22 protein-coding genes are annotated in these 22,828 nt (G+C 69.4%); 17 read left to right on the forward strand and 5 right to left on the reverse strand.

The features are described from left to right. Position 1: 1 nt before the first annotated feature. The 4 genes from AB0B28_RS02275 to AB0B28_RS02290 form a co-directional block, all read right to left on the reverse strand. On the reverse strand, positions 2-907 hold the full coding sequence (locus AB0B28_RS02275; RefSeq protein WP_360115113.1) for a hypothetical protein: 906 nt from the start codon (positions 905-907) through the stop codon (positions 2-4). A gap of 94 nt (positions 908-1,001) precedes the next feature. Further along, positions 1,002-1,628 carry a hypothetical protein gene (locus tag AB0B28_RS02280; RefSeq protein WP_360115116.1) on the reverse strand — a complete coding sequence of 209 codons (627 nt, stop codon included), beginning with the start codon at positions 1,626-1,628 and terminating at the stop codon, positions 1,002-1,004. Further along, entirely contained in the window at positions 1,625-1,879 is a 255-nt protein-coding gene (locus tag AB0B28_RS02285; protein ID WP_360115119.1) for a hypothetical protein, read from the reverse strand. Before AB0B28_RS02285 ends, AB0B28_RS02280 begins: the two co-directional genes overlap by 4 nt. Continuing rightward, positions 1,876-4,296, reverse strand: coding sequence for an FtsK/SpoIIIE domain-containing protein (locus AB0B28_RS02290; RefSeq protein ID WP_360115122.1), 2,421 nt, complete (start codon positions 4,294-4,296; stop codon positions 1,876-1,878). The genes AB0B28_RS02285 and AB0B28_RS02290 overlap by 4 nt, the downstream gene beginning before the upstream one ends. Positions 4,297-5,053: 757 nt before the next feature. Here AB0B28_RS02290 and AB0B28_RS02295 point away from each other — a divergent pair. The 16 genes from AB0B28_RS02295 (at position 5,054) to AB0B28_RS02370 (ending at position 19,661) form a co-directional block, all read left to right on the forward strand. Next, positions 5,054-5,707: a hypothetical protein gene (locus tag AB0B28_RS02295; RefSeq protein WP_360115125.1), complete on the forward strand. Its 654-nt coding sequence runs from the start codon at positions 5,054-5,056 to the stop codon at positions 5,705-5,707. A 136-nt stretch (positions 5,708-5,843) separates the two neighbouring features. Next, a complete protein-coding gene (locus AB0B28_RS02300; protein ID WP_360115128.1) occupies positions 5,844-7,907 on the forward strand; it encodes an SPFH domain-containing protein in 2,064 nt (687 codons plus the stop codon). Positions 7,908-8,132: 225 nt separating this feature from the next. Continuing rightward, positions 8,133-13,094 carry a DNA repair ATPase gene (locus tag AB0B28_RS02305; RefSeq protein ID WP_360115131.1) on the forward strand — a complete coding sequence of 1,654 codons (4,962 nt, stop codon included), beginning with the start codon at positions 8,133-8,135 and terminating at the stop codon, positions 13,092-13,094. 115 nt (positions 13,095-13,209) lie between these two features. Then, positions 13,210-13,878, forward strand: a complete 669-nt coding sequence (locus AB0B28_RS02310) for a hypothetical protein (protein WP_360115134.1) — start codon at positions 13,210-13,212, stop codon at positions 13,876-13,878. 139 nt (positions 13,879-14,017) lie between these two features. Beyond that, positions 14,018-14,365, forward strand: coding sequence for a type VII secretion target (locus AB0B28_RS02315; protein WP_360115137.1), 348 nt, complete (start codon positions 14,018-14,020; stop codon positions 14,363-14,365). 2 nt (positions 14,366-14,367) lie between these two features. Then, positions 14,368-14,889, forward strand: a complete 522-nt coding sequence (locus AB0B28_RS02320; protein WP_360115141.1) for a hypothetical protein — start codon at positions 14,368-14,370, stop codon at positions 14,887-14,889. A gap of 1 nt (position 14,890) precedes the next feature. Then, a complete protein-coding gene (locus AB0B28_RS02325; protein ID WP_360115144.1) occupies positions 14,891-15,361 on the forward strand; it encodes a TNT domain-containing protein in 471 nt (156 codons plus the stop codon). A 7-nt stretch (positions 15,362-15,368) separates the two neighbouring features. Next, entirely contained in the window at positions 15,369-15,905 is a 537-nt protein-coding gene (locus AB0B28_RS02330; RefSeq protein ID WP_360115147.1) for a hypothetical protein, read from the forward strand. A 24-nt stretch (positions 15,906-15,929) separates the two neighbouring features. Next, the gene (locus AB0B28_RS02335; RefSeq protein ID WP_360115150.1) at positions 15,930-16,202 is read left to right on the forward strand and encodes a hypothetical protein; all 273 of its coding nucleotides are present in this window, start codon (positions 15,930-15,932) and stop codon (positions 16,200-16,202) included. Positions 16,203-16,205: 3 nt separating this feature from the next. Beyond that, a complete protein-coding gene (locus AB0B28_RS02340) occupies positions 16,206-16,445 on the forward strand; it encodes a hypothetical protein (RefSeq protein ID WP_360115153.1) in 240 nt (79 codons plus the stop codon). Between the two features lie 17 nt (positions 16,446-16,462). After that, entirely contained in the window at positions 16,463-16,750 is a 288-nt protein-coding gene (locus tag AB0B28_RS02345; protein ID WP_360115156.1) for a hypothetical protein, read from the forward strand. 19 nt (positions 16,751-16,769) lie between these two features. After that, positions 16,770-17,045, forward strand: a complete 276-nt coding sequence (locus AB0B28_RS02350; protein ID WP_360115159.1) for a hypothetical protein — start codon at positions 16,770-16,772, stop codon at positions 17,043-17,045. Then, entirely contained in the window at positions 17,035-17,610 is a 576-nt protein-coding gene (locus AB0B28_RS02355) for a hypothetical protein (RefSeq protein ID WP_360115162.1), read from the forward strand. Before AB0B28_RS02350 ends, AB0B28_RS02355 begins: the two co-directional genes overlap by 11 nt. Positions 17,611-17,703: 93 nt before the next feature. Next, positions 17,704-18,441: a hypothetical protein gene (locus AB0B28_RS02360; RefSeq protein ID WP_360115165.1), complete on the forward strand. Its 738-nt coding sequence runs from the start codon at positions 17,704-17,706 to the stop codon at positions 18,439-18,441. After that, positions 18,438-18,746 (forward strand): hypothetical protein, encoded by a 309-nt coding sequence (locus AB0B28_RS02365; RefSeq protein WP_360115168.1) that lies wholly within the window; start codon positions 18,438-18,440, stop codon positions 18,744-18,746. The genes AB0B28_RS02360 and AB0B28_RS02365 overlap by 4 nt, the downstream gene beginning before the upstream one ends. Before the next feature lie 6 nt (positions 18,747-18,752). Beyond that, positions 18,753-19,661, forward strand: coding sequence for a PPE domain-containing protein (locus AB0B28_RS02370; protein ID WP_360115171.1), 909 nt, complete (start codon positions 18,753-18,755; stop codon positions 19,659-19,661). On the opposite strand, the gene AB0B28_RS02375 is transcribed toward AB0B28_RS02370, so the two are convergent. Then, positions 19,648-20,013: a hypothetical protein gene (locus AB0B28_RS02375; protein ID WP_360115174.1), complete on the reverse strand. Its 366-nt coding sequence runs from the start codon at positions 20,011-20,013 to the stop codon at positions 19,648-19,650. The two genes, AB0B28_RS02370 and AB0B28_RS02375, sit on opposite strands and share 14 nt — an antisense overlap. Positions 20,014-20,224: 211 nt before the next feature. On the opposite strand from AB0B28_RS02375, the gene clpB reads away from it, so the two are divergent. Continuing rightward, on the forward strand, positions 20,225-22,828 hold the full coding sequence (gene clpB, locus AB0B28_RS02380; RefSeq protein WP_360115177.1) for an ATP-dependent chaperone ClpB: 2,604 nt from the start codon (positions 20,225-20,227) through the stop codon (positions 22,826-22,828).

Consider the following 22,828-nt stretch of genomic DNA (forward strand, 5'->3'; position numbering starts at 1 on the left):
CTCAGTCGAACAGGTCCTGGATGCGGTCGATGCTCAGTGCTCGATCGGCCCAGGCTTCTAGCTGGTCGGTGTCGTCGCACTCGCGGATGCGCGCTCGAGAATTCGGGTCGATGACGACGCCTCGTGCGTCAAGGATGCGCAGCAGCATCCTCGCCTCACCCTCGGCCTTGCCCTCGGCCTTCCCCTCGGCCTTGCCTTCGGCGAGGCCCTCTCGGTACTTTTCCCCCAACAGGCCCAGCCTGTACGTGTTGGGGAGCGCGGCGTCGCTCATGATCATCTCCTGCAAGCTCATGAATTGCTCTCCTTGCAGCGCATTCAGCGCATACTCAGCGTATCGCGACCAGAGGGTCCGGTCGAATCCTCGGATGGTTTCGTAGTAGGCGCGCATGACCGCCGGGCCCTGCGGTCCGCTCCCGTGGGCGATGAGCGACAGCAGCGCGACCGAGACGTTGTCGCGGCCCTCGGTCGGATCGGTGATCATCGGGATCATCGCGGGACCGATCACGAGCGGGATGAGTACGAGCCCGGGATGGCCGTAGACGATGGGTTCCCTCGCCCACGCCTCGGTTTTCTCATCGAAGGTAATGACCACCAGGAACACCGGACACCGGAACCGCTGGTACGCCGAAGCGATGTAGTCCAGCCAACTTGAGTGCTTTCTCTTGTCGGGGTTGCGCTGGACCTCGAACAGCAGAACGGTGATCGGTTCTTCACCGTCGTAGAACACGGCCACGTTGTCGCAGTTGCGGATTACGGCCTCGCCAGCGCGGGTCATCGCCTCAGAGCCTGGTTTGACGCTGGTGTAGGAGGGAAGTCTTTGCCCGAGCAGCCCGCAGTAGAGTTCTTCCGCGAACTTCGGGTTGTCCTGAAGCAGCCGCAATGGTGCCTCGTGCTCATATGTGGTCACCCGAATGACGATATGAGGGCTCGTTCGAACACGCGGCGAGCGACACGCGACGGCAGTTCTCGTCACCTGTGGGGAAGGCGACAGCCATTGCGTCTCAGGAGAAGAAGCCCATGAAGGCGACTATGAGGGTCGAGCCGCAGAGGACCAGGCCGAGGCGGTAGTTGCGTTCGAGGCGGGTCGACTCGTCTCCGATTCGGGGGCGGGCGGCGATGCCGATCGTGAGCCAGCCCAGGAAGAACGCCGCGAGCGGGAGGCCGATGAGGAGGCCCGCCAGGGCGAGGGCGGCCAGGATGTCGTCGGCTCGGAATTCGCGGAGCACGAGCAGTTGCGCTGCGATGCAGAGCGCTCCGAACAGGCCGTAGATGAGGCCGTTGCGCTCGTCCGAGCGCCAGCGCGGCAGCCACGGGGGGCGGTGGGCCAGGTAGCGGGCCTCTTCGAAGGACGTTTCGGCCGCCTCGAGGTCGGCCTCGGCGGCCGCGAGGTCGGTGAGGGGGTCACCGGTCGGGGGCGGGACCGCTGCTCGTTGCGGCGGGGCGATCCGGGCGGCTCGGGCCAGTTCTTCGACGGCCGCGCGCTGCTCGGCGGCGCGGTCGCCGAGGCGTTCGGCGCGCTGGCCGAGCGTCTCGGTGGCGGTCGCGGTGCGCGCGGCCGCCTCGTCGGCGGTGCGGCGGGCGTCGTCGAGGCGGCGGATCTGCGCGAGGTAGTCCTCGAAGGCGCTCACTGGCTGGTCCTCTCGACGTGGGCTCGGGCCGCGCGGGCGCGGGCGGTTTCCCCGACGTGGGCGGCGGCGAAAGGCGAGTGCGCAGGCGGCTCGACGGCGCAGGACGTGGTGTCGTGCTTGCTCACGTACGGCGCAGCCGCAGTGCGGGGCATGGCGGCGTACTCGCTCACGGGCGGCGAACCCGCGACGCGAGTCGCGGTGGCACCCACGGGCGGGAATGCGGCGGGGACTGTGGCGGCGTGCTTGTTCATGTTCCCGTCCTCTCCATGCTCGTGGACTCGCCGCTTCGTTGGGGGCCTGGGCCTTGCGGCTCTGGGCGGGAGAAGGGGACCACTAGGCGGCCGTTCGCGTCGGTGTGGCGGTCGATGAGCAGTGCTCTTCCGGCCCTTGGGTTCCAGTGTTGGAACTGGGTGCCGAAGTGGGACATGATCTCGCCGCCGGGGAGGTTGAGCACGAGTGCGCAGGCCACGTCCTCGCGTCCGGCGCTGCCTCCGATGTCGTCGGTGAAGCGGCGGAAGCCCCGCCACCAGCCCAGGACGTGCACGCCCCGCGCGGGGCCGGTGCGCAAGAGGTCGCGGAGGGCCTTCTGGCCCTTGGCGTCGAGCGCTGCCGCGTCGAGGCCCCAGGCGGCGATCACGGTGTCGTCGGGGACCTCGGCGAGTTCGGCCGCGAACGACTCCGGAGGAATCCTATAGGATATATCGTGCACGATCGCGGCGCCGGTGAAGTCGACGGCGCGGATCTGGGAGCCGCCTGCCGCCAGTGCCTCCACGGCCGCTTCGAGGGCTTCGCCGCCGACCGGGTCGGAGCCGAGGATCGCGAGGTTGCGGCCCGGCCTGCGGTCGAGGTCGACTCCGGCCACGTCCAGGCGTAGGGACACGTCACGGCCGAGCAGCGCTCGCCTCGGCGGACGCTCGCCCGGCAACGCGTCCCTCAGATGCACCGGCCGGTATCCATAGAACACGCGCGGCGCTCCGACGCCCGCGTGCGCGGCGCCGAGCTGGTCGCGGAGGCGCTGCATCACCTCGGTGTCGGTGTCGGGGAACCGCGCGATCCGGTCGGCCCCGGCCACGCCGCCCTCGGTGTTGATCACGACCTGCCCCAGCGAGATCCGCGAGGCCGCGTCGTTGGTCGGCTCCAGCACGGTCCGGGCCCCCGGGAGTGCGGCGCGCAGCGGGAACTGCCCGAAGATCGAATCCTTTTTGGACCACAGGGCTTCGATCCCCGAGATCGTCTGCGACGCGAGCACGAGGTGCACCCCGTAGGACCGGCCCTTGCGGGCCAGGTTCTCCAGCAGCGCGACCGCTTCGGTCGCCACCCGGTCGTTCCCGGCCAGGAGCACCTGGAACTCGTCGGCCACGCACACGATCCGCGGATACGCCTCGTGGGCCCGCAGGCCGGCGAACGAGGCCACCCCGTGGCGCTTCATCACCGTCGAGCGCCTCGTCATCTCCTCGTTCAGCGCGGAGAGCACCGCCAACCCGTACTCGCGGTCGGACTCGACGCCCACGGCCCGCGCGTGCGGAATGAACGACGGGTCGCGGTCGGTGGGGATGAACTCGGTGAACGACACTCCCTCTTTGAAGTCGAGCAGGAACAGCGCCAGATCCGCTGGGGCGTAACGGGAGGCGAGCCCGTAGAGCACGTCGAGGAGGAACACGGTCTTGCCGCCGCCGGTGCGGCCGCCCACGAGCCAGTGCGGGGTCGCGTCGTCGAAGCGGAGCCTGACCTCCCCGGCCGCGTCGCGTCCGATGAGGACTTCGAGACCCCTCGACGGGTCGCCCGACTCTGGGGCGGGTGGAATGAGGTCGGCGAAGGTGAGCGTCGCGGCGTCCTTCGCGCGATCGGCCAGGCGGCGCGATTCGCCTGCGGCGTAAGCGGAGTCGATCGGGTCGGGCCAGGCCACCGGGGCGGCGAGGCGCTCGCCGCGGCCGAACGGGGCCGCGGGCGGGTGGGTGATCTCGACGTGGTTGCCCGCGTCGTGCATCACCGCGGCCTGCGGCAGGTCCGGCAGCCCGCAGCCGAGGACCGTGACCCCGTGGGCCAGACCGGAGCGCGCGAGCGCGTCGATGCGCTCCACAAGGGATCGCGGTGCGTCGCCGAGCGAGGCCACCGCCAGGAGCATCCGGTCGCTGCGCCTCCCTGCGATGTGCTCGGCCACTTGGGTTTCGGCCAGGACGACCGCGTCGGCCGCGGCCCGGGTGTCGGTCGCTACCGCTTCGATCACGCCCGCGTCGGCGAGCGGACGCAGCGGCGCGAACGCGGCTCCCAGTGTGGCCGTGTCGATCCCGACCACCCGCAGCCCGCCGGGCTCGCGCGAGGCCACGGCGTGGAGCACGGCCAGGCGCGCCAGGTTCGCGACCCCGTCGACCCGAGCATCCACATTGGTCGCGAGGTGTCCCCTCTCGCCGAAGGGCACCAAGAGCGGCATCCGGCGTCCCTGATGGAGGATCACCGTACCGGCTTGCAGGAGTTCGGGATCGGTGCGCAACTGCTGGGCCGAAGCGGTGGCCGCGTCGGCGATCTGGCGTTCGGCGGCCAGCAGCGCGGGGTCGACCGGCGTCTGGAAGGCCGTGTCGCCGAGGCGTTGGGTCACCGCGGCGAGCTTGGCTGAGGCCGCGTCGCAGGCCGCCGCCGCTTGTGCGAGCACAGTCTGGAAACCGGGCACCGGGCCTCCCCTTCTCGCGGGTCCGCGGGCGGTCGCCGCGGCGGGCCGCCCGCGGGACCGGAGCGCCCGTGCGGCGGCTGTTCAACCGGTCACACCATATCGCGTTGGGGCACTGCGCGGCCGACCCCGCCGCACCGGGAGACGGCCGCGAACCGCCGGAGCGGCGGGACCGGGGTTCGCGGGCGGGGCGACGGCGAAGCCTGCCGGAGGACGACCGGCGGATTCGGCGTCCGCCGGTTCGCTCGCGGTGCTCATCGACGGTTCGGGAGCGGTGTGGAACGGACAGCGAAGCGGGGCAGGGCGACGACCGGGGGCGCGGGTTCGCGGGCGTCGCGAGACGGACAGCGAAGCCGGCCGGGCGATGACCGGGACCGGTGCCCGGCCCGCTCGCGCAACCTTCCACGGATGGGGAGCGTGCATTACTCTGAAGGCAGGGTTAGGCGGTCTTCACGAACCTCGACGGCCGTTATCGGGCCCATTCGCCCGCTCGCTTCGTTGTCGGCCTTCCCGATCCAACACCGGGATCGAAAAGGCCTTCCGCGGCCTCGGCGACGCTTGCGAGCCGTAAGTGAGCCCAGCGAGCGCACGAATGGACTCCGATACCGACTCGCCGCGAGTTCATGAACACCGCCTGCTGACCCTGATGCCCGAGCCCGCAATGACCCGCCCGCCCCGGAGCCCCCGGAGGCGGCGGTAAAGAAGACCGGTCGACGCCCGTGCGCCGTCCGCCGGATCCGCCCAGAAGGACCCGTGCCCCATGACTGAGTTCCTGGACATCGCCCTCTCGTTCCCGCCGATCGTATTCACGTTCGGCCTCATCCTGGTGGTTCTGTACTGGATCACCGTGATCATCGGCGCCCTCGACGTGGACGTGATCGACGTCGGCGCCGAAGGAGGCGAGGTCGAGGGCGGCGTCTGGTCGGCGCTCGGATTCGGCGCGGTCCCGTTCACTGTCGTACTCTCCCTGTGGATCACGCTGGGCTGGATCGTGACCATGCTCGGCACCAGCTGGGTGCGCGGCTCCGAGGGCTTCCTCCCGGCCGCCGCCACCGGTACCGCCGTGCTCGTGGCCGGGATCGGGGTCGGGATGCTGGGCGCGAAACTGCTCACCCGCCCGCTCTCGAAGCTGTTCGAGGACGCCCCGGCGACCTCCCACCGCGACCTTGTGGGCAAAGTCGCAGTCGTGCGCACCGGCACCGTGGCGCTCGACTCGGGCCAGGCCGAGGTCGTCGACGACGAAGGCGCGGTCCTGCTCATCAACGTCCGCCGCTCCCCGCACGAACCCGAAGGGCTCGACGACGCCCAGTTCGAGCGGCACTCGAAAGTCGTCGTGTTCGACTACGACGAGGTCGACCGGGTGTTCCTGGTCGTCCCGGTGGCCCTGCCGCCCGACGTCATGGTCGAACCCTGAGCCCGTCTCCCGGATTCGTGCCGAGCCGCAGCTCGTGTACCCCGGATCCGGCGCGGCCCGGTTATGGTGTGGGCACGCCCGCCCGGCACCGCTGACAACTCCCGTCCCCCCCCCGAAGCCTCGTTAGGAACGATCTATGGTCAACAACTCGACGACACTGATAGGCCTCGTGGTCGCCGCCCTGGCCTTCCTGGGCATCCTGGTCATGGTCATCAGGCTGTACCGCAAGGTCGCGCCCGGCCAGGCCCTGGTCGTGACCAAGCTCAGCAAGCGGAAGGTCTCCTTCACCTCCGCGCTGGTGCTGCCGATCATCCACCGCGCCGAGTACATGGACATCGCGGTCAAGACCATCGAGATCAACCGCGCCGGCAAGGACGGGCTGATCTGCCAGGACAACATCCGCGCCGACATCTCGATCACGTTCTTCGTCCGGGTCAACGCCACCGTCGAGGACGTGCTCAACGTCGCCAACTCGATCGGCACCAAGCGCGCCTCCGACCAGGACACGCTCCAGGAGCTGTTCAACGCCAAGTTCGCCGAGGCGCTCAAGACCGTCGGCAAGCAGCTCGACTTCACCGACCTGTACACCAACCGCGACGAGTTCCGCGACCGCATCCTCAACGTCATCGGCACCGACCTCAACGGGTACTCCCTCGAAGACGCCGCGATCGACTACCTCGAGCAGACCCCGATGGATCAGCTCGACCCCAAGAACATCCTCGACGCGCAGGGCATCCGCAAGATCACCGAGCTGACCGCGCGCGAGTCGGTGACCACCAACGAGCACCGCCGCCACGAGGAGAAGGAGATCAAGCGCCAGGACGTCGAGGCCAAGGAGGCCGTCCTGGAGCTGGAGCGCCGCGAGGCCGAGGCCGAGATCCGCCAGCAGCGCGAGATCGAGACCCTGCGGGCCCGCGAGGGCGCCGAGGTCCAGAAGGTCCAGGCCGAGGAGCGCCTCAAGTCCGAGACGGCCCGCATCAAGACCGAAGAGGCCACCGGCATCCAGCACGAGAACCGCCTGCGCGAGATCGCCGTCGCCGAGAAGAACCGCGAACGCGTCATCGCCGTGGAGACCGAGCGGATCGAGAAGGACCGCATCCTCGAAGTGGTCGGCCGCGAGAGGGAGGAAGAGCTCGCCCGCATCGCCGCCAACAAGGAGCTCGAAGCCCAGAAGCGCGACATCGCCGACGTCATCCGCGAGCGCATCGCCGTGGAGAAGACCGTCGCCGAGCAGGAAGAGGGCATCAAGCGCCTGCGCGCGACCGAAGAGGCCGAGCGCGAGCGCCAGAAGGTGATCATCCTGGCCGAGGCCGAGGCGCAGGAGAACCTCGTCAAGGACATCAAGGCCGCCGAGGCCGCCGAGCAGGCCGCCAAGCACCTGGCCCGCCAGCGCCTCACCGAGGCCGAGGCCGCCCAGCAGGCCGCCGAGCTCGAAGCCCGCGCCAAGATCCGCCAGGCCGAGGGCGACCAGGCCGTGGCCGCCGCGCCGGGCCTGGCCGAGGTCCAGGTCCGCGAGGCCGAGGCCGACGCGATCGAGAAGAGCGGTCTGGCCGAGGCCAAGGCCGCCGAGGCCAAGGGCCTGGCCGAGGCCGAGGCGTTCTCCGCCATCGGCAAGGCCGAGGCCACCGCGACCGCCGCGAAGGGCACCGCCGAGGCGAACGCCCTGCGCGAGAAGCTCGTCGCCGAGTCGGCTGGTCTGACCGAGAAGGCCGCCGCGATGGACGCGCTGTCCGAGGCCTCCCGCGGGCACGAGGAGTACCGCCTCCGCCTGGAGATGGAGAAGGACCTGCGCGGCGCCGAGATCGAGGCCCGTCGCTCCATCGCCGAGCAGCAGGCCGGCGTCATCGCCGCCGGGCTGTCGAAGGCCGACATCTCGCTGGTCGGCGGCGACACCCAGTTCTTCGACCGGGTCGTGGGCGCGATCGGCTACGGCAAGGCCGTGGACGGGTTCGTGTCGCACTCCGAGGTCGCCCAGACCGTGGCCGCCTCGTGGGGCAACGGCTCGACCTCGTTCGCCGAGGACCTCAAGGGGGTCCTGGCGGGCATCGGCACCGAGGACGTGAAGAACCTGACCGTCTCCGCGGCGCTGGTCAAGCTGATCCAGCGCGACGGCGACTCGGGCGCGCTCTCGGGCCTGCTCGACAAGGCCAAGGAGCTCGGCGTGGCCGAGAAGCCGGCCTTGGAAATCGCCTCCCGTTAGTTCGTGACCGGGACCGCGGGCCTCGCAAGGGGTTCGCGGTCCCGCCGCCGTCGCCGCGCTCTGGCGCCGCCCGCCGCGCACCCGCGGTCCGATCGGCACCGCCGGATCGTGCATCATATTTCCTATAGGAAACGCGCCTTACCGGCCTGGATCGCATAGGATATATCCTATAGGATATACGATCCAGATTGAGCCTTCCGACTCCCAACGCTCCCAGGGGAACCCATGGCCGAAGAGACCACCGCCGTCACCGAGCCCGCCGAATCCGCCGCGCTCGACGCGGGGACGTACGAGGTCCTCTCCAAGCGGCTCGCCGACTTCGCCGCCGAGCTGGCCGACCGGGCCGAGGCGCTCAACGGCGCCCGCACCGACGCGTTCGGGTCCACCGAGCTGTCGCTGCTGGGGACCACGCGCATCCGCACCGCGAACAACTGCGTGCCCCGCGACATGGCGCGCGTGGGGGACCGGCTCCTCTTCGGCTACAACGTCCACATGGGACTCAAGTCGACCACCGACGTCGGCGACGTGTTCGCCCTCCACGACTTCGCCCGCGAGGACGGCAACTTCACCTTCACCGAGGCCACCGAGCCCGGGCACCTCTTCGACGAAGCGCGCTTCACCGCCGACTTCACCGAGATGTACCGCTACTACCGCTCCACCGAGCTCCTCCAGGTGCGCGAGGTCGACACCCGCCTCCTGGCGGTCTTCCGCATCGGCGAGAACCTCGCCGACCAACGCGTCATGCGCTGGGAGCTGGGCCCCGACGGCGAAGCGACCTATATGGACGCCCGCGGCGAGGCCGACGCGATCTGGCCCGCGCCGCACGACTTCGAGTGGACCCCGACCTCGCGCGAGCAGCACGTCACCGGCCGATTCCCGCACGTGTCCATCGAGGACGAGATCTTCGTCGAATGCGTGGGCGGCGACCTCACCGTCAAGATCGAGGACAACACCGACTCCGGCGAAGGCGTCTACTCCGAGCCCGTGGCCGAGCCGCTCCAGTCCCTCGCCGACGCCGAGATCGCTTACGCGCGAATCGGACCGCTCATCCTGTTGCGGATCCTCCCCTACAAGGAGACCGTCACCCGCTACCTCGTCTACAATACCCGCACCTCCACTGTGGTCCGAGCCGACGCGATCGGGGCCGCGTGCCGCCGCCTGCCCGAAGACCACGGCATCATCTTCCCCGGCGGGTACTACCTCAACGAGGGCAAGCTCAAGACCTTCGACCAGGACACCGAGGGCCTGCGCTTCAAGAAGGTCATCCGCTCGCCCAACGGCGAAGACGTCCTCTACGTCTTCTACAACCAGGTCGAGGGTCGCTCGCTCCTGTTGCCGTACAACGTGATCCGCAAGGAAGTCGCGGCGCCGATGAGCGTCCACGGCTACGCGATCTTCGACGACGGCACCCTCGTGGCGTTCCGCTTCACCGGCGACGAGGCCACCCGCGTGCACCCCGTGCAGATCTGGGCCACCCCGTTCTGCTCCGAGTCCTATGCCGCCCAAGCAGAATCGGGCGACTCCCCGATCCACCGCATCGGCAACGCCGAAGCCGTGCGCGCCGTCTCCGACGCGTTCTCGGTGGCGCGCATGGTCCGCGAGATGGAACCGGCCCAAGCGGTCTTCGAGGCGCTCATCGCCGCGGCCACCCGCTGCCTCGACGACTACCCGTGGCTCGGCGACGAGGGCCTGTTCGACCTCGACGACACCCTCAAGCGGGTCCGCGACACCGCCGAATCGGTGCTCGACGAGTACGCCACGGTCGCCGAACTCACCGGCGAGGCCGAGAAGTCCCTCGACCAGGCCCGCACCGACACCGTCAAGCTCCTGCGCCGCGCCCGCGGCGAGGCCCCCAAGTCCGCCGAGCAGTGGGTCGAGCTGCTCACCGAGCTGCGCAGCGCCGGCGGCCACCTCGTGACCCTGCGCGAAGTCCGCTACATCGACCTCGCCGCCATCGACGGACTCGCCGCCGACGTGGACGAGTCGCTCGCGTCCACCGGCCGCCGCGCCGTGGCGTTCCTCGAACGCGAGGACGCCTTCACGACCTATTTCGAGCAGATCGCCGACCTCGAACGCAAATCCGAGGTCATCGAGACCGTGGCCGAGGCCAATCCGCTCCTCGAAGACCTCGATGCGAGGCAGCGGGGCCTGGAGAACCTGACCGAGGTCGTGGCCGCCCTGGAGATCGGCGACGCCGTGGTGCGCACCGCGATCCTCGGGCGCGTCTCCGAGGTGCTCGCCGCGGTCAACCGCGCCCGCGCCACGCTCGCCGCGCGCCGCCGCGAACTGGCCGTCGGCGAAGGCAAAGCCGAGTTCGCGGCCGAGTTCGCGCTGCTGGGCCAGTCGGTGACCGCCGCGATCAGCGCCGCCGACACGCCCGCGGCGTGCGACGAGCAGCTGGGCCGCCTCCTGCTCACCGTCGAGAACCTGGAGACCCGCTTCGCGGACTTCGACGAGTTCCTGACCCAGTTGGCCGACAAGCGCACCGACGTTTACGAGGCGTTCTCCTCGCGCAAGCAGCACCTGCTCGACGAGGCCGCCCGTCGCGCCGAGCAGCTCGCGGCCTCGGCCGACCGCATCCTCGAAGCGGTCGCCCGCCGCACCGCCGCACTGTCCTCACTGGACGAAGTCAACACGTACTTCGCGACCGACCCGATGGTCGAGCGCCTGCGCAAGGTCATCGCCGAGCTCCGCGGCCTGGACGACACCGTCCGCGCCGAGGAGATCGAAGGCCGCATCGCCGCCGCTCGCGCCGAGGCCGGGCGCGCGCTCACCGACCGGCTCGACCTGTTCGACGGCGACGCCATCAAGTTCGGCGAGCACCGCCTGCCGATCAACACCCAGCCGCTCGACCTCACGCTGGTCCCCTCGGGAGACTCGCTCGCGTTCTCGCTCACCGGGACCGACTACCGCCACGTGGTCGACGACCCCGAATTCGCGGGCACCAAACCGTTCTGGCAGCAGTTCCTGCCCTCGGAGAACCCGCAGGTCTACCGGGCCGAGCACCTCGCCTCGACGCTCCTGGCCGAGCACGGCCCCGCCAGGCTCGGCGCCGAGGACGACCTCGCGAAGTTCGTCTCGGCGGCAGCTGCCGAACGCTACGACGAGGGCTACGAGCGGGGCGTCCACGACGCCGACGCCGCCGCGATCCTCGCCGAGGTCCTGCGCCTCCACAAGGCCGCCGGGGTCCTGCGCTACCCCAGCGCCGAGCGGGCGCTCGCGCAGCTGTTCTGGAACTCAGGTGGTCTCGAAGGCAAAGAGCGCCAGGCGATCTGGTCGGCGCAGGCCCGCTCGCTCGCGCGCGTCCGCGACACGTTCGGCCGTCCCGACGCGATGGCCGGGCTGATCCAGGACGTCGTGTGCGCGCTGTCCGACTTCACCGCCGCGACCGGCCTGGGCGGCCACCCGCAGTTCCCGCTGGAGGCCGACGAGCGGCTCGCCGTCGAATACCTCGTGGAGGAACTCGCCGCGACCGGGACCTTCGCGGCCTCGGGGCGCGCGCGGGACCTCATCGCCAGTTTCGCGAACCACATCGGACCCACCGCGAAGGCCGGGTTCGACGAGGACCTGCGGGCCGTCGAGAGCGACACGCCTGCCGACCTGCACCGATCCGTGTTCCTCAAGTGGGGGCTGGCCTGGAACTGGCTGGACGCGTTCCTGGCCGGGACCGAAGGCGAGAAGTTCGACCGCACCGACCTGCCCGAGGCGATCGCGCTGCTCATCGGCTCGGTCGAGACCTACGAAGTCGAAGCGGACCTGACCTCCGAGGTCACCGGCCTGCTCGGCACCCACCCGCGCGTCGACAACCGCGTCCTGCCACTGCGCCTGGACGAGTTCCTCGCGCGCACCGGGCACTTCCGGGAGACCGTGCAGCCCGCGTACCGCGCCTACCAGCGCAAGCGCGCCACCCTCATCGAGACGCACCGCCGCAGCCTGCGCATCGAGGAGTTCAAGCCCAAGACGATGGCCGGGTTCGTGCGCAACCAGCTCATCGACGACGTGTACCTGCCGCTCATCGGCGCCAACCTCGCCAAGCAGATCGGCGCCGGTTCGGGCGAGGGCCGCCGCACCGACCAGTCGGGGATGCTCATGCTCATCTCCCCGCCCGGGTACGGCAAGACCACGCTCATGGAATACGTGGCCGACCGGCTCGGGATGCTGCTGGTCAAGGTCAACGGGCCCTCGCTCGGGCACGAGACCACGTCGGTCGACCCCGCCGACGCGCCGAACGCGACCGCGCGCGCCGAGGTCGAGAAGATCAACTTCGCGCTCGAATGCGGCAACAACGTGCTGCTGTACCTCGACGACATCCAGCACACCAACCCCGAACTGCTCCAGAAGTTCATCTCGATGTGCGACGCGCAGCGCAAGATGGAAGGCGTGTGGAACGGGCGCACCCGCACCTACGACCTGCGCGGGAAGCGCTTCGCGGTGTGCATGGCCGGGAACCCGTACACCGAGGCGGGGCAGAAGTTCCGCATCCCCGACATGCTCTCCAACCGCGCCGACGTGTGGAACCTCGGCGACGTGCTCTCCGGGCGCGACCAGGTGTTCGCCCAGTCCTACATCGAGAACGCGCTGACCTCGAACCGGGTGACCGCGCCGCTGGCCGGGCGGGACCGGGCCGACGTGCAGCTGCTCATCCGGCTCGCGTCGGACGACCCGACCGCCGCGCCCGACGGGCTCAAGCACGCCTACTCGGCCGGTGAGCTCGACCAGGTGCTGTCGGTGCTGCGCAAACTCGTGCGCATCCAGAAGACGGTGCTGGCCAACAACCTCGCGTACATCGCCTCGGCCGCGACCGACGACTCCTCGCGTACCGAGCCGCCGTTCCTGCTCCAGGGCTCGTACCGGAACATGGGGCGGCTGACCGAACGCGTGGTGCCGGTGATGAACGACGACGAGCTCGAAGCGGTGATCGACGACCACTACGCAGGTGAGGCGCAGACGCTCGCCTCGGGCGCGGAGGCGAATCTGCTCAAACTCGCCGAGCTGCGAGGGCGACTCGACGAGGAGCGCGCGGCCCGCTGGGAGGCGGTCAAGGAGGCCTACCGGAGGGAGCAGACCCTCGGCGGTTCCAGCGACGATCCAATGTCGAGGGCGGTCGGCGCCATCACGCTGCTCTCCGACCGCGTCGGGGGAATCGAAACCGCGCTGCAACAAAGGAGCAGCACGAAGCCGCAATAAAGTCTCTCCGCTCGGCCGTCCCGACCCGATGACCCGGTACGCTTCTGACAAAAGCTTGGCGCGTAGCCCGTAGTGCCCCTGCATGCCGCTATCCATCGAATAAAGGGAGGTCCCCGTGCCGACGAAGACGGGAGAGAAGGTCCGGATCATCGTTTTGGGTACCGGCCCGGATGCCGAGATCGCTCGCGCGATCGCCGAGTCCGACGCCGATGTCGCGCTCGCCAAACAGTTCACCAAGACCGTGACCCACCTGGTCGCCGACGACACCGTCAAGGCCACCGAAGCCCGCTTGAAGAAGGCCGAGGAGGCCGGCGTCCCCGTCCTCACCGTGGCCGAGTTCCGCGCGCTGCTCGTCGCCGGTGCCGAAGACGAGACCGACGAGGTCGAAGAGGCCGAGGAGGCGACCCCCGCCGCCGAGGTCGAGCCGGTTGTCGAAGAAGCTCCGGTCGTCGAGGCCGAGCCGGAACCGGTGGTCGAAGCCGTGGTCGAGCCCGAACCCGAGCCCGAGCCCGCCGTCAGCTCCATCGAGGAGACCCAGACCGTCAAGGTCGAGGCCCCCAAGGCCGCTGAGGCGGTCGAGCCCGAGCCCGAGCCGGTCGAACAGGCCCCGGTCGCCGAGGCGATCGAGGACCCGGAGCCGGCCGCGGCCGACCCCGAGACGACCGTCCCGTCCCAGGCCAACGCCCCGGAGATCGAGTCCGAAGCCAAGGACGAGACCCCCGCCAAGCCCGGCCTGATCGCCAAGATCAAGTCGATCTTCGGCCTCGCGGGAGCCAAGAAGTAAGCAAGCGACAAGGAGAGCCCCGGGCCCGCGCCCGGGGCTTTCTCGCGTCAGAGGTGGTGTGACGCTTACCGAACCGATGGTGAGCCCCCGCTACTATGAGCGGGAACGACTGCGACCCCATACCCCCTGGAGGCCGTTCTTGAGCACCCCCATCTCAGTCGACCCTGCCCAACTCCGCTCAGCCTCAAGCGATCTCGCAGGTCAAGCGCCCGACGCCGAACGGCTCCCCGACGACCTCGAACGCGAGGCCCGGCAGGCGAGCCGGTCCAACAACGGGTTCATGACCGCTTCGGCGGTCGAGAGCTTCGCCGAAGAGGCCAAGGGCGTCATGGTCCACTACCGCGAGCACCTCGACTTCGAATCCGAGGCGATCGGCGCCTGTGCCGACGCCTGGGAGGCCGTCGACGAGGAGGCCGGGTCCAAGTTCGACGACATCGGCTCCGAACTGGCCACGTTCACCGTCCCCCGGATCGCCGGAGGGGCCTGAGGATGCCGACGTTCCAGCAGTGCCTCGACGCCGACCCGTCCGGGTTCACCCAGCTCGGATCCAAGATCATGTCCACCGCGGGCGAGATCAACTCGCATGCGCAGCAGTACGCGCAGACCATCTCCGGCCTGGAGTCGTCCTGGCAAGGCGACGACTACAAGGCCCTGATGCGGTGGCAGGGGATCGCGACGGCGTTCAACACCATGAACCAGGCCGAGTTCAACGTCGCCGGCGCGATGCTGACCTCGATGGGCGCGACCATGATGGCCAACGTCCAGACCCTCAAGCTCACCAAAGAGTCCGCCGAGGCCGCCGGGTACAAGGTCCTCCCGACCCCGCTGGTCATCCTCGGCCCCAGCCAATGGCAGCAGGTCTCGGCCGCCAACGTGGGCGCCCCCGCGGTCCTCGCCGCCTACCAGGCCGGCGCGATCGCCTTCACGATGGCCCTCATGACCCAGTACGGCGCGCTCATCGCCCAAGACGCGGCCTGCGCGGCCACCGTCCGAATCGCGGCGGGGTCCTGACATGCCACTATCGATCAACCGACCCTTCAAGCACAAGCCCGGAGTCCCCTGGACGCCACCGCCGAACCCGAGCGCCGACCGCGGACCGCAGATCCACAGCAAACCCGCCTTCGTCGAGTCCGACGACGAGGAGTACCGCAAGGGCTGGCCGCCCGAAGGCGAACAAGGCGAGAACTACCGCTGGGAGACGCTGCGTCCCGGCACCACCATCGACCGGTTCGGCAGCGACCAGGGGTCGTGGCTCTCCCCGGTCGGCACCACCTTCGAGAAGCGGGCCATCGAGGAATCCTCGTACGGCAAGGGCTACTACGTGTACGAGGTCGTCCGCCCGTTCAACACCATGAGCAGCGACATCACCGAGGCGCAGGGCTACCCTGGGGGCGGGATCCAGCACGACATCCGCCCGCTCAGAGTGCAGGACCTCCTGAACGCCGACCCCCCGTTCCTCCGCGAAGTCCAAGTGACGAGATAGGTGGCCAATGCGAGTATCTGAACTGCCGGAACGCTTGTCGGCCATGGGCATCGGCACCGACCTCTACTCGATCGGGACCGCCCGCGAGCAGAGCCTGTGCATCGAGCAGGTCGGGCGGGCCTGGGTGGTCTACTACCGCGAGCGCGGCCAGTGGAACAACACGCACAAGTTCGGCGATGAGGAAAGCGCGGTCGAATACGTGATCGCCTCCTTCGAGGAGATGCTCGAATCGCGCCGATCGCGCGGGTTCCCGACCAGCGACTTGGCTCGCAGCAGAACCAGCGTCGAGGACCGCATCCGGGCCCTCGGCGTGGGCACGGCCCACTACCGGATCGGGTCGGTCAGCGACAACGCGTGGAGTCTGGTCGAGGAGCACGGGCGCTGGCTGGTCTTCCGGACGGCGAACGGCGAACGCACCAGGGTCCTCGACTACGGCGACGACTTCGACTCGGCCGAGTCGGGCCTGTTCAAGATGTTGAGGAAGTGGCAGCGGGAGCAGACCGCCGCGGGCGTCTCGGCCGAGGCACTGGCGGCCGACCGGTGACCGCATCTGGTGAAGGAGCCGACCATGCGCATGGATGAAGCCGAGCCGAGACTGCGCGAGCTGGGCATCGGGCGCTGGCACTACTCGATCGGTGCGGCCGTCGAAGGCAAGTTCTGCGCGGTCGGAGCGGGCGACGCCTGGGAGCTGTTCTTCCTCGCCAACGGCCGCAAGGAGGAGCTCTACCGCCCGATCTCCGAAGAAGACGCGGCCCGCTTCTTCGTGCAACGCTTCGAAACCCAACGCGCGCACTACGTCCGCATGGGCATGGACCTGAGAAGACTCGCCCGGGACGAGTAGGTTTTGAACCGGGCAGAGCTTCGGGCGGAACTGGAGCGCAACGGGGTGCCCGAGTGGGCGTACAGCCTGAACGGGGGCAACCGTCCCGAGAAGTACTGCATCGACGAGGGGCCGGACGGCTGGTCGGTGTACTACTCGGAGAAAGGCAACCGCAACGACGAGGTCGTGCTTGAGACCGAGGACGAGGCCTGCCGGAAGCTGCTCGAGTGGGTCCTGGCTGACGACTCGGTCATGGGCCGCTAGCGCGAGGAAGGGCGCCGATGAGAACCGCGGACCTACCGGAGCTCCTGCGCGGCTTGGGCGTTGGATCCGCCTGGTATGCCGTCGGTGTCCCGCACGAGGGCAGTTGGTGCATCCAGGACATGGGATCCTGGTGGGCGGTCTTCTTCCTGGAGCGGGGCACCTGGGGCGACATCGCCAAATTCGGCAGCGAGGACCAGGCGTGCCGGTACCTGCTGGGCCGGTTCACCGAACTCGCCGACGCCGGCACTCCCGGTCTCGGGCGGGACCGGAAGACCCACTCGGAGCGGATAGAAATGCGGGACTAGCGGACACGGAAGGAGACCAATGCAGATCGAAGAGCTCCCGGCCCGCCTGGCCGCAATCGGCGTCGGCCGCTGGCACTACTCCATCGGCGCCGACCAGGACGAGCGGTTCTGCGTCGTCCGCCCCGAAGGCGAGCGCTGGCACCTGTACTTCCGGCTGAGAGGCGAGAAGCAGGACACGATCTGGGCGTTCAGCGAGGACGAGGCCTGCCAGTACACACTCGACCGCTTCACCCGGCTGAAGGAGCGATACGTCAAGTACGGCCTCGATCTTCGCGACCTCGCACGTGACCATTGACCGCCGCACCATCGCCGACCTGCCCGCGTACTTGCGTGCGCGCGGGTTCGGGAGCGCGCATTACTCGATCGGGGTGGGGCGGCGGGATTCGGTCTCGGTCGTGACGGACGGCGACGCGTGGGTGGTGTGCCCCAAGTTCGAAGGGCATATGACCGGCGTGGGCCGGTTCCGGGACGAACATGAGGCGTGCAAGCACGTGCTTCGCCTGCTCCAGGAAGAAGAGCATCGTGCCGGGCCCGACGGGGCCAAAGCGAACGGGTACCTCCAGGAGTACTTCGCGCGTGAGCGCGAGCCGATCGAGGACCGGATCCGGGCGCTCGGCGTGGGCAGCGCGCACTTCAGCGTCGGCAAGGTCCGAGACGGCGCCTGGTGCCTGGTCGACCAGGATGGGCGTTGGTTGACGTTCCTGATGCAGCACGGCCGCCGCACTCGGGTTCGCGACCACCGTTCGGACTACGCCGCCGCCGAGTCGGCCTTCGTCTTCCAGATCAAGCTGTGGAAGCGCGAGCGACTGGCCGCGAGGAAACGCAGACAGCGCTTAAGGAGCTGGTCGAGGACCGCGTGAAGGGGCCCGTCCCAGGGGCGCTCGGGGTGTTCGCGGTTGGTGGCATTCTCGCGTTACCTTGGGATCTGGCCGCATACGCGAGAGGGGCAGCGGATGGATGAATCCCCAGGTCAGTCGCATACTGATGACGACGGGCACGTGACGCTGCGCGTCGGGGGCGACGGGGGCGTCGTCATCGAAGTGTCGCCGACGGGCTTTCGCCTGGCGCCCAGGGAACTCGCGCGGCTCATCGTGGAGACGGCCGATCGGCTGCCGAATCCCGCCGATGAGGGCCGCGACGCACTCCTGTCCGCGACCGACTCGATCGCCGACCTCCAGCACGTCCTGGCCACCGGCGGATTCGAGGCCTTCAACGCCGCGATGCGACGCAAGCTCGGCATCCCCGAGCCCGAGACTCCGCCGATCCGCTCCGGTGAACGCGACGCAGCCCTCGCCGAGTCGCTCGGTTCGACGATCAATGGGATGCGCCAAAGCCCGACCGCCGAACCCGAACCCGACCAGGACCTCGAGGTCGTGGCCTGGTCCGACGAAGGCGACCTCGGGATCGCCACCTCCGCCGGGCACGTCATCGCCAACGTCCAGATCGACGGCTCGGCGCGCCAGCGAGGCGTCGAAGGGCTCGGGCAGGCGTTGACCGACCTGCTGCGAAAGGCCCGCGCCGACCTGCACGGGCAATCCGAAACCAGGCTTCGGGCCGACCTGCCCGAAGGGGTCGCCGAGACCATGGACCAGGCCCCCGCCGAAGGCGCGCGCGCCGGACGCCTCGGCCAGGCGATGCTCGACGACATCGTCCACAAGACCGAAGCCCTCAGACGAAAGGCGGGCCAATGACCGACATCGTGTGCGACACCGAGTTCGTGAAGCAACTCGGCCCCGACATCGAGAACGAGATCGCCCCCATCCTCGAAGAGGCCAGCGACATCCTCCCGGAGCTGCGCGCCCTCGACCGCGGCCTCTACACCGTCGTCACCCTCCCGATGGCCGCCGCCTACACGACCGCGGTGACCACGGTGACCGAGTCGATGCAGGGCGCCTCCGAGTGCTTCAAGGAGATGAACGACGCCATCTCGGGCTGCGCGGCCGACTACGAAGAGCTCGACCGCGTCGTCGCCCAAGCCTTCGGTGGGGAGAGCTGAGCCGCCATGTCGATGGGACAGGACATCTTCGACGCCGGCAATGAGATGTCGCCGGTCTACGAGGACATCATCTCCGGCTGCGCGATCGCGATCATGCCGCCCGCGCTCGTCTTCGGGCTCTCGGTGCAGGCCGTGGCCACCAGCATCTACATGAACCAGTGCAACCCCGGTGACATGTTCAAGGCCGCCGGGGCCTGGATCGTGCTCGCCGAGAAGAACACCGAGGCCGCCGAGGCGCTGGCGGCCCAGACGGCGCGGGTCAACGACGAGAACTGGAAGGGCACCGACGCCGAGGCCTTCAAGAACAACTCCAGCGACGTCCAGGCGCAGCTCCAGCAGCTCGCAATCACCGCGTTCCTGATCGCCGCCCAGCTCATCGCGCTCGGCATCGCGCTGACGGTGTTCTGGGTGTTCCTGCTGGCCGTCACCGTGGTCATGGACGCGTTCCTGGTCGCGTACGTCGCCGCCTACGCCGGGGTCATCACCGCGGTCGGGGCCGAGGCGATCCGCGCGAGCTGCCTGACCGTCGCCTCGGCGCTGCTGGCGACCACGAAGAGCTTCGAGGCGACCATGTCGGCGATCTCCTCCGGGTGCGCCGCGGTGACCGCGCTGCTCACGGTGATCACGTTCGCCTACCAGGACGCGAAGGGCAACCCGGTCACGATCGAGGAGATCGCCAAGGGAAGCCTGACGAACCAGCTGCTCGGCCTCGGCACCTTCGCCGAGCGCGCGCTGCTCATGACGCCGGGCGGGAAGCATGCCTCGCTCGGGGCCACCGAGGCGTTCAAGCACGGCGTCAACTCCCAAGGCGGGTTCGGCATCGTCGACTCGCTCGCCGAGACCTACTACGACGACAACGAGAGCCTCCCCGAGGACTGGCGGGACCCCACCGACGACGAGATCAGCTGGACGTGACCTGCGGTTTGGAGCGGATCATGACGGTCCAGACCGCGGCGGCCCCCGCGCCGAGCGGCAGCGTCCACCACAGGTAGGCGCACAGCCAGTACGGCCAGTCCCAGGTCGCGAACGCGGGCCGGAGCGGGAACCACAGGGCGATCGCCACCGCGGCGCCGATCGCGGCCGAGGCGGCGGCGGCCTTCGCCGAGCGGCGCACGCGGGGTCGCAGGGCCGCATCGCGTTTCGCCCTGCGCAGGTTGCCGCGCAGCGCCAATGCGGTGACGGCCAGGAACACCAGGTAGATGATGGACGCGCCCATGAACAGCGCGCGCGGCACGCCCGCCGGGTCCTCGAAGATTCCCGGCAGCATCGCGCCTCCCTCCTCGGATTCGCCGTCCGAATCCGTTTCAGCATTCCGTTCCCACCCTAAGGGCCGCGTCGCGCCGCGGGAAGTCCAGGCCGTTGCGCGTGTCGGAGGCGGTGTGCCGGTGGGGGACTTACGCTATGAGCGAATCCGAATGGCTTGGAAAGTTGAGCCGGGTAGACTCAACCTCGCACTCGCGTTAGGAAGGCACAGACCTGTGGACGTCAACCGCTTGACCACCAAGAGCCGCGAAGTCATCGCCCAGGCCGCGCGCACCGCCGCGGCCGGGGGCAACCCCGCCGTCGAGCCCTGGCACCTGCTCGACGCGCTCCTGACCGTCGACGGATCGACCGCGCCCGGACTCCTCCAGCTCGTGGGCGTCACCCCCGGCACCGTCTCGGCCGAGACCGAGCGCCGCATCGACGAGCTCCCCTCCGCCACCGGGCCCTCGGTGTCCGAGCCCTCGATGGCCCGCGAATCCCTGCGCGCCATCAACACCGCCGACAACATCGCCACCAGCTACGGCGACGAGTACGTCTCCACCGAGCACCTCCTCGCGGGCCTCGCCCAGGCCGGCGGCGAGGTCGCCGCGCTGCTCGCCGAGCAGGGCGTCACCGAGAAGACCCTCATCAGCGCCATCCCCACCCTCCGCGGCGGCGACCGCAAGATCTCCACCGCCGACCCCGAAGACGGATACAAGGCCCTGGAGAAGTACGGCGTCGACCTCACCGAGACCGCCCGCTCGGGCAAAGTCGACCCCGTCATCGGCCGCGACACCGAGATCCGCCGCGTCGTCCAGGTCCTTTCCCGGCGCACCAAGAACAACCCGGTCCTCATCGGCGAACCCGGCGTCGGCAAGACCGCCATCGTCGAAGGCCTCGCCCAGCGCATCGTGGCCGGCGACGTGCCCGAATCGCTGCGCGACCGCCGCGTGATCCTCCTCGACCTCGCCAGCATGATCGCCGGAGCCCAGTACCGCGGCCAGTTCGAGGAGCGGTTCAAGTCCGTCATGGAGGAGATCAAGTCCTCCGACGGCGAGATCATCCCGTTCATCGACGAGCTGCACACCATGGTCGGCGCGGGCAAGTCCGAAGGCTCCCTCGACGCCTCCAACATGCTCAAGCCCGCCCTCGCCCGCGGCGAACTCCACATGATCGGCGCCACCACCCTCAACGAGTACCGCGAGCACATCGAGAAGGACGCCGCACTGGAACGCCGCTTCCAGCAGGTCTACGTCGGCGAACCGTCCATCGAGGACACCGTGGCGATCCTGCGCGGCCTCAAGGAGCGCTACGAGGTCCACCACGGCGTGCGCATCACCGACTCCGCGCTGGTCGCGGCCGCGCAGCTCTCGGCCCGGTACATCCCCGACCGGCAGCTCCCCGACAAGGCCATCGACCTCGTCGACGAGGCCGCCAGCCGCCTGCGCATCGAGATCGACTCGCGCCCCGAGGAGATCGACCAGGTCGAACGCGCCGTGCGCCGCATGGAGATCGAGGAGACCGCGCTCCAGAACGAGACCGACGACCCGGCCTCGGCCGAGCGCCTCGCGTCCCTCCAGCGCGAACTGGCCGACGACCGCGAGCGCCTCGCCGCGCTCTCGCGCCAGTGGGAGTCCGAGAAGGACCGCATCTCCAAGGTCTCCGACCTCAAGGAAGAGCTCGACGACCTCCGCACCCAGGCCGAAAGGGCCGAACGCGAATACGACCTCGAAAAGGCCGCACAGCTGCGCTACGGGCGCGTGCCCGAACTGGAGCAGCAGCTCGCCGACGCCGAAGCCGAACTCGCCTCGGCCGACACCGACCCGGCCTACCAGCCGATGCTCAAAGAGGAGATCGACGCCGACGAGATCGCCGACGTCGTCTCGGCGTGGACCGGCATCCCCGCCGGCCGCCTCCAGGAATCGGAGACCCACAAGCTGCTCAACGCCGAGCAGCTGCTCGGCGAACGCGTCGTAGGCCAGACCGAGGCCGTCACCGTGGTCGCCGACGCGCTGCGCCGCGCCCGCGCCGGGCTCTCCGACCCCAACCGGCCCACCGGCTCGTTCATCTTCGCCGGGCCCACCGGGGTCGGCAAGACCGAGCTGGCGAAGGCGCTGGCCGAGTTCATGTTCGACGACGACCGCGCGATGATCCGCATCGACATGGGCGAGTACACCGAGCAGCACTCCACCGCGCGCCTCATCGGCGCGCCGCCCGGATACGTCGGGTACGAGGAGGGCGGCCAGCTCACCGAGCCGGTGCGGCGCAGGCCGTACTCGGTGGTGCTGCTCGACGAGGTCGAGAAGGCCCACCCGCGGGTGTTCGACACCCTGCTCCAGGTCCTGGACGACGGACGGCTGACCGACGGGCAGGGCCGCACGGTCGACTTCCGCAACGTCATCCTCATCATGACCTCGAACCTCGGCTCCTCGGCCCTGGTCGACCCGCTCCTGGAGGAGACCGCCAAGCGCGACCAGGTGCTCGCCGCGATCCGCGGCCACTTCAAGCCCGAGTTCCTCAACCGCCTGGACGACATCGTCATCTTCCACGCGCTGGAGCACGACCACCTCAAGTCGATCGTCGGCGTGCAGCTGCGCCACCTGGAGCGGCGGATGGAGGCCCGCCGCCTCAAGCTCACCGTGGACGACGCGGCGAAGGGCTGGCTCGCCGACCGCGGCTTCGACCCGGTCTACGGCGCGCGGCCGCTGCGCCGCCTCATCCAGTCCTCGATCGGCGACCCGCTGTCGAGGGAGCTGCTGGAAGGCAAGGTCACCGACGGCGACACGGTCATCGTCGGAGTCTCCGAGCAGGGAGACAAGCTCATGGTGACCAAGGCCTGA

This window comes from Glycomyces sp. NPDC046736 (genome assembly GCF_040645615.1).
Lineage (GTDB): Bacteria > Actinomycetota > Actinomycetes > Mycobacteriales > Micromonosporaceae > Glycomyces.

Coding starts and splice junctions, on each gene's coding strand:
- AB0B28_RS02285 (WP_360115119.1), bottom strand. CDS start 1,879: ATGAACAAGCACGCCGCCACAGTCCCCGCCGCATTCCCGCCCGTGGGT.
- AB0B28_RS02295 (WP_360115125.1), top strand. CDS start 5,054: ATGACTGAGTTCCTGGACATCGCCCTCTCGTTCCCGCCGATCGTATTC.
- AB0B28_RS02300 (WP_360115128.1), top strand. CDS start 5,844: ATGGTCAACAACTCGACGACACTGATAGGCCTCGTGGTCGCCGCCCTG.
- AB0B28_RS02305 (WP_360115131.1), top strand. CDS start 8,133: ATGGCCGAAGAGACCACCGCCGTCACCGAGCCCGCCGAATCCGCCGCG.
- AB0B28_RS02320 (WP_360115141.1), top strand. CDS start 14,368: ATGCCGACGTTCCAGCAGTGCCTCGACGCCGACCCGTCCGGGTTCACC.
- AB0B28_RS02325 (WP_360115144.1), top strand. CDS start 14,891: ATGCCACTATCGATCAACCGACCCTTCAAGCACAAGCCCGGAGTCCCC.
- AB0B28_RS02330 (WP_360115147.1), top strand. CDS start 15,369: ATGCGAGTATCTGAACTGCCGGAACGCTTGTCGGCCATGGGCATCGGC.
- AB0B28_RS02335 (WP_360115150.1), top strand. CDS start 15,930: ATGCGCATGGATGAAGCCGAGCCGAGACTGCGCGAGCTGGGCATCGGG.
- AB0B28_RS02345 (WP_360115156.1), top strand. CDS start 16,463: ATGAGAACCGCGGACCTACCGGAGCTCCTGCGCGGCTTGGGCGTTGGA.
- AB0B28_RS02350 (WP_360115159.1), top strand. CDS start 16,770: ATGCAGATCGAAGAGCTCCCGGCCCGCCTGGCCGCAATCGGCGTCGGC.
- AB0B28_RS02360 (WP_360115165.1), top strand. CDS start 17,704: ATGGATGAATCCCCAGGTCAGTCGCATACTGATGACGACGGGCACGTG.
- AB0B28_RS02365 (WP_360115168.1), top strand. CDS start 18,438: ATGACCGACATCGTGTGCGACACCGAGTTCGTGAAGCAACTCGGCCCC.
- AB0B28_RS02370 (WP_360115171.1), top strand. CDS start 18,753: ATGTCGATGGGACAGGACATCTTCGACGCCGGCAATGAGATGTCGCCG.
- AB0B28_RS02375 (WP_360115174.1), bottom strand. CDS start 20,013: ATGCTGCCGGGAATCTTCGAGGACCCGGCGGGCGTGCCGCGCGCGCTG.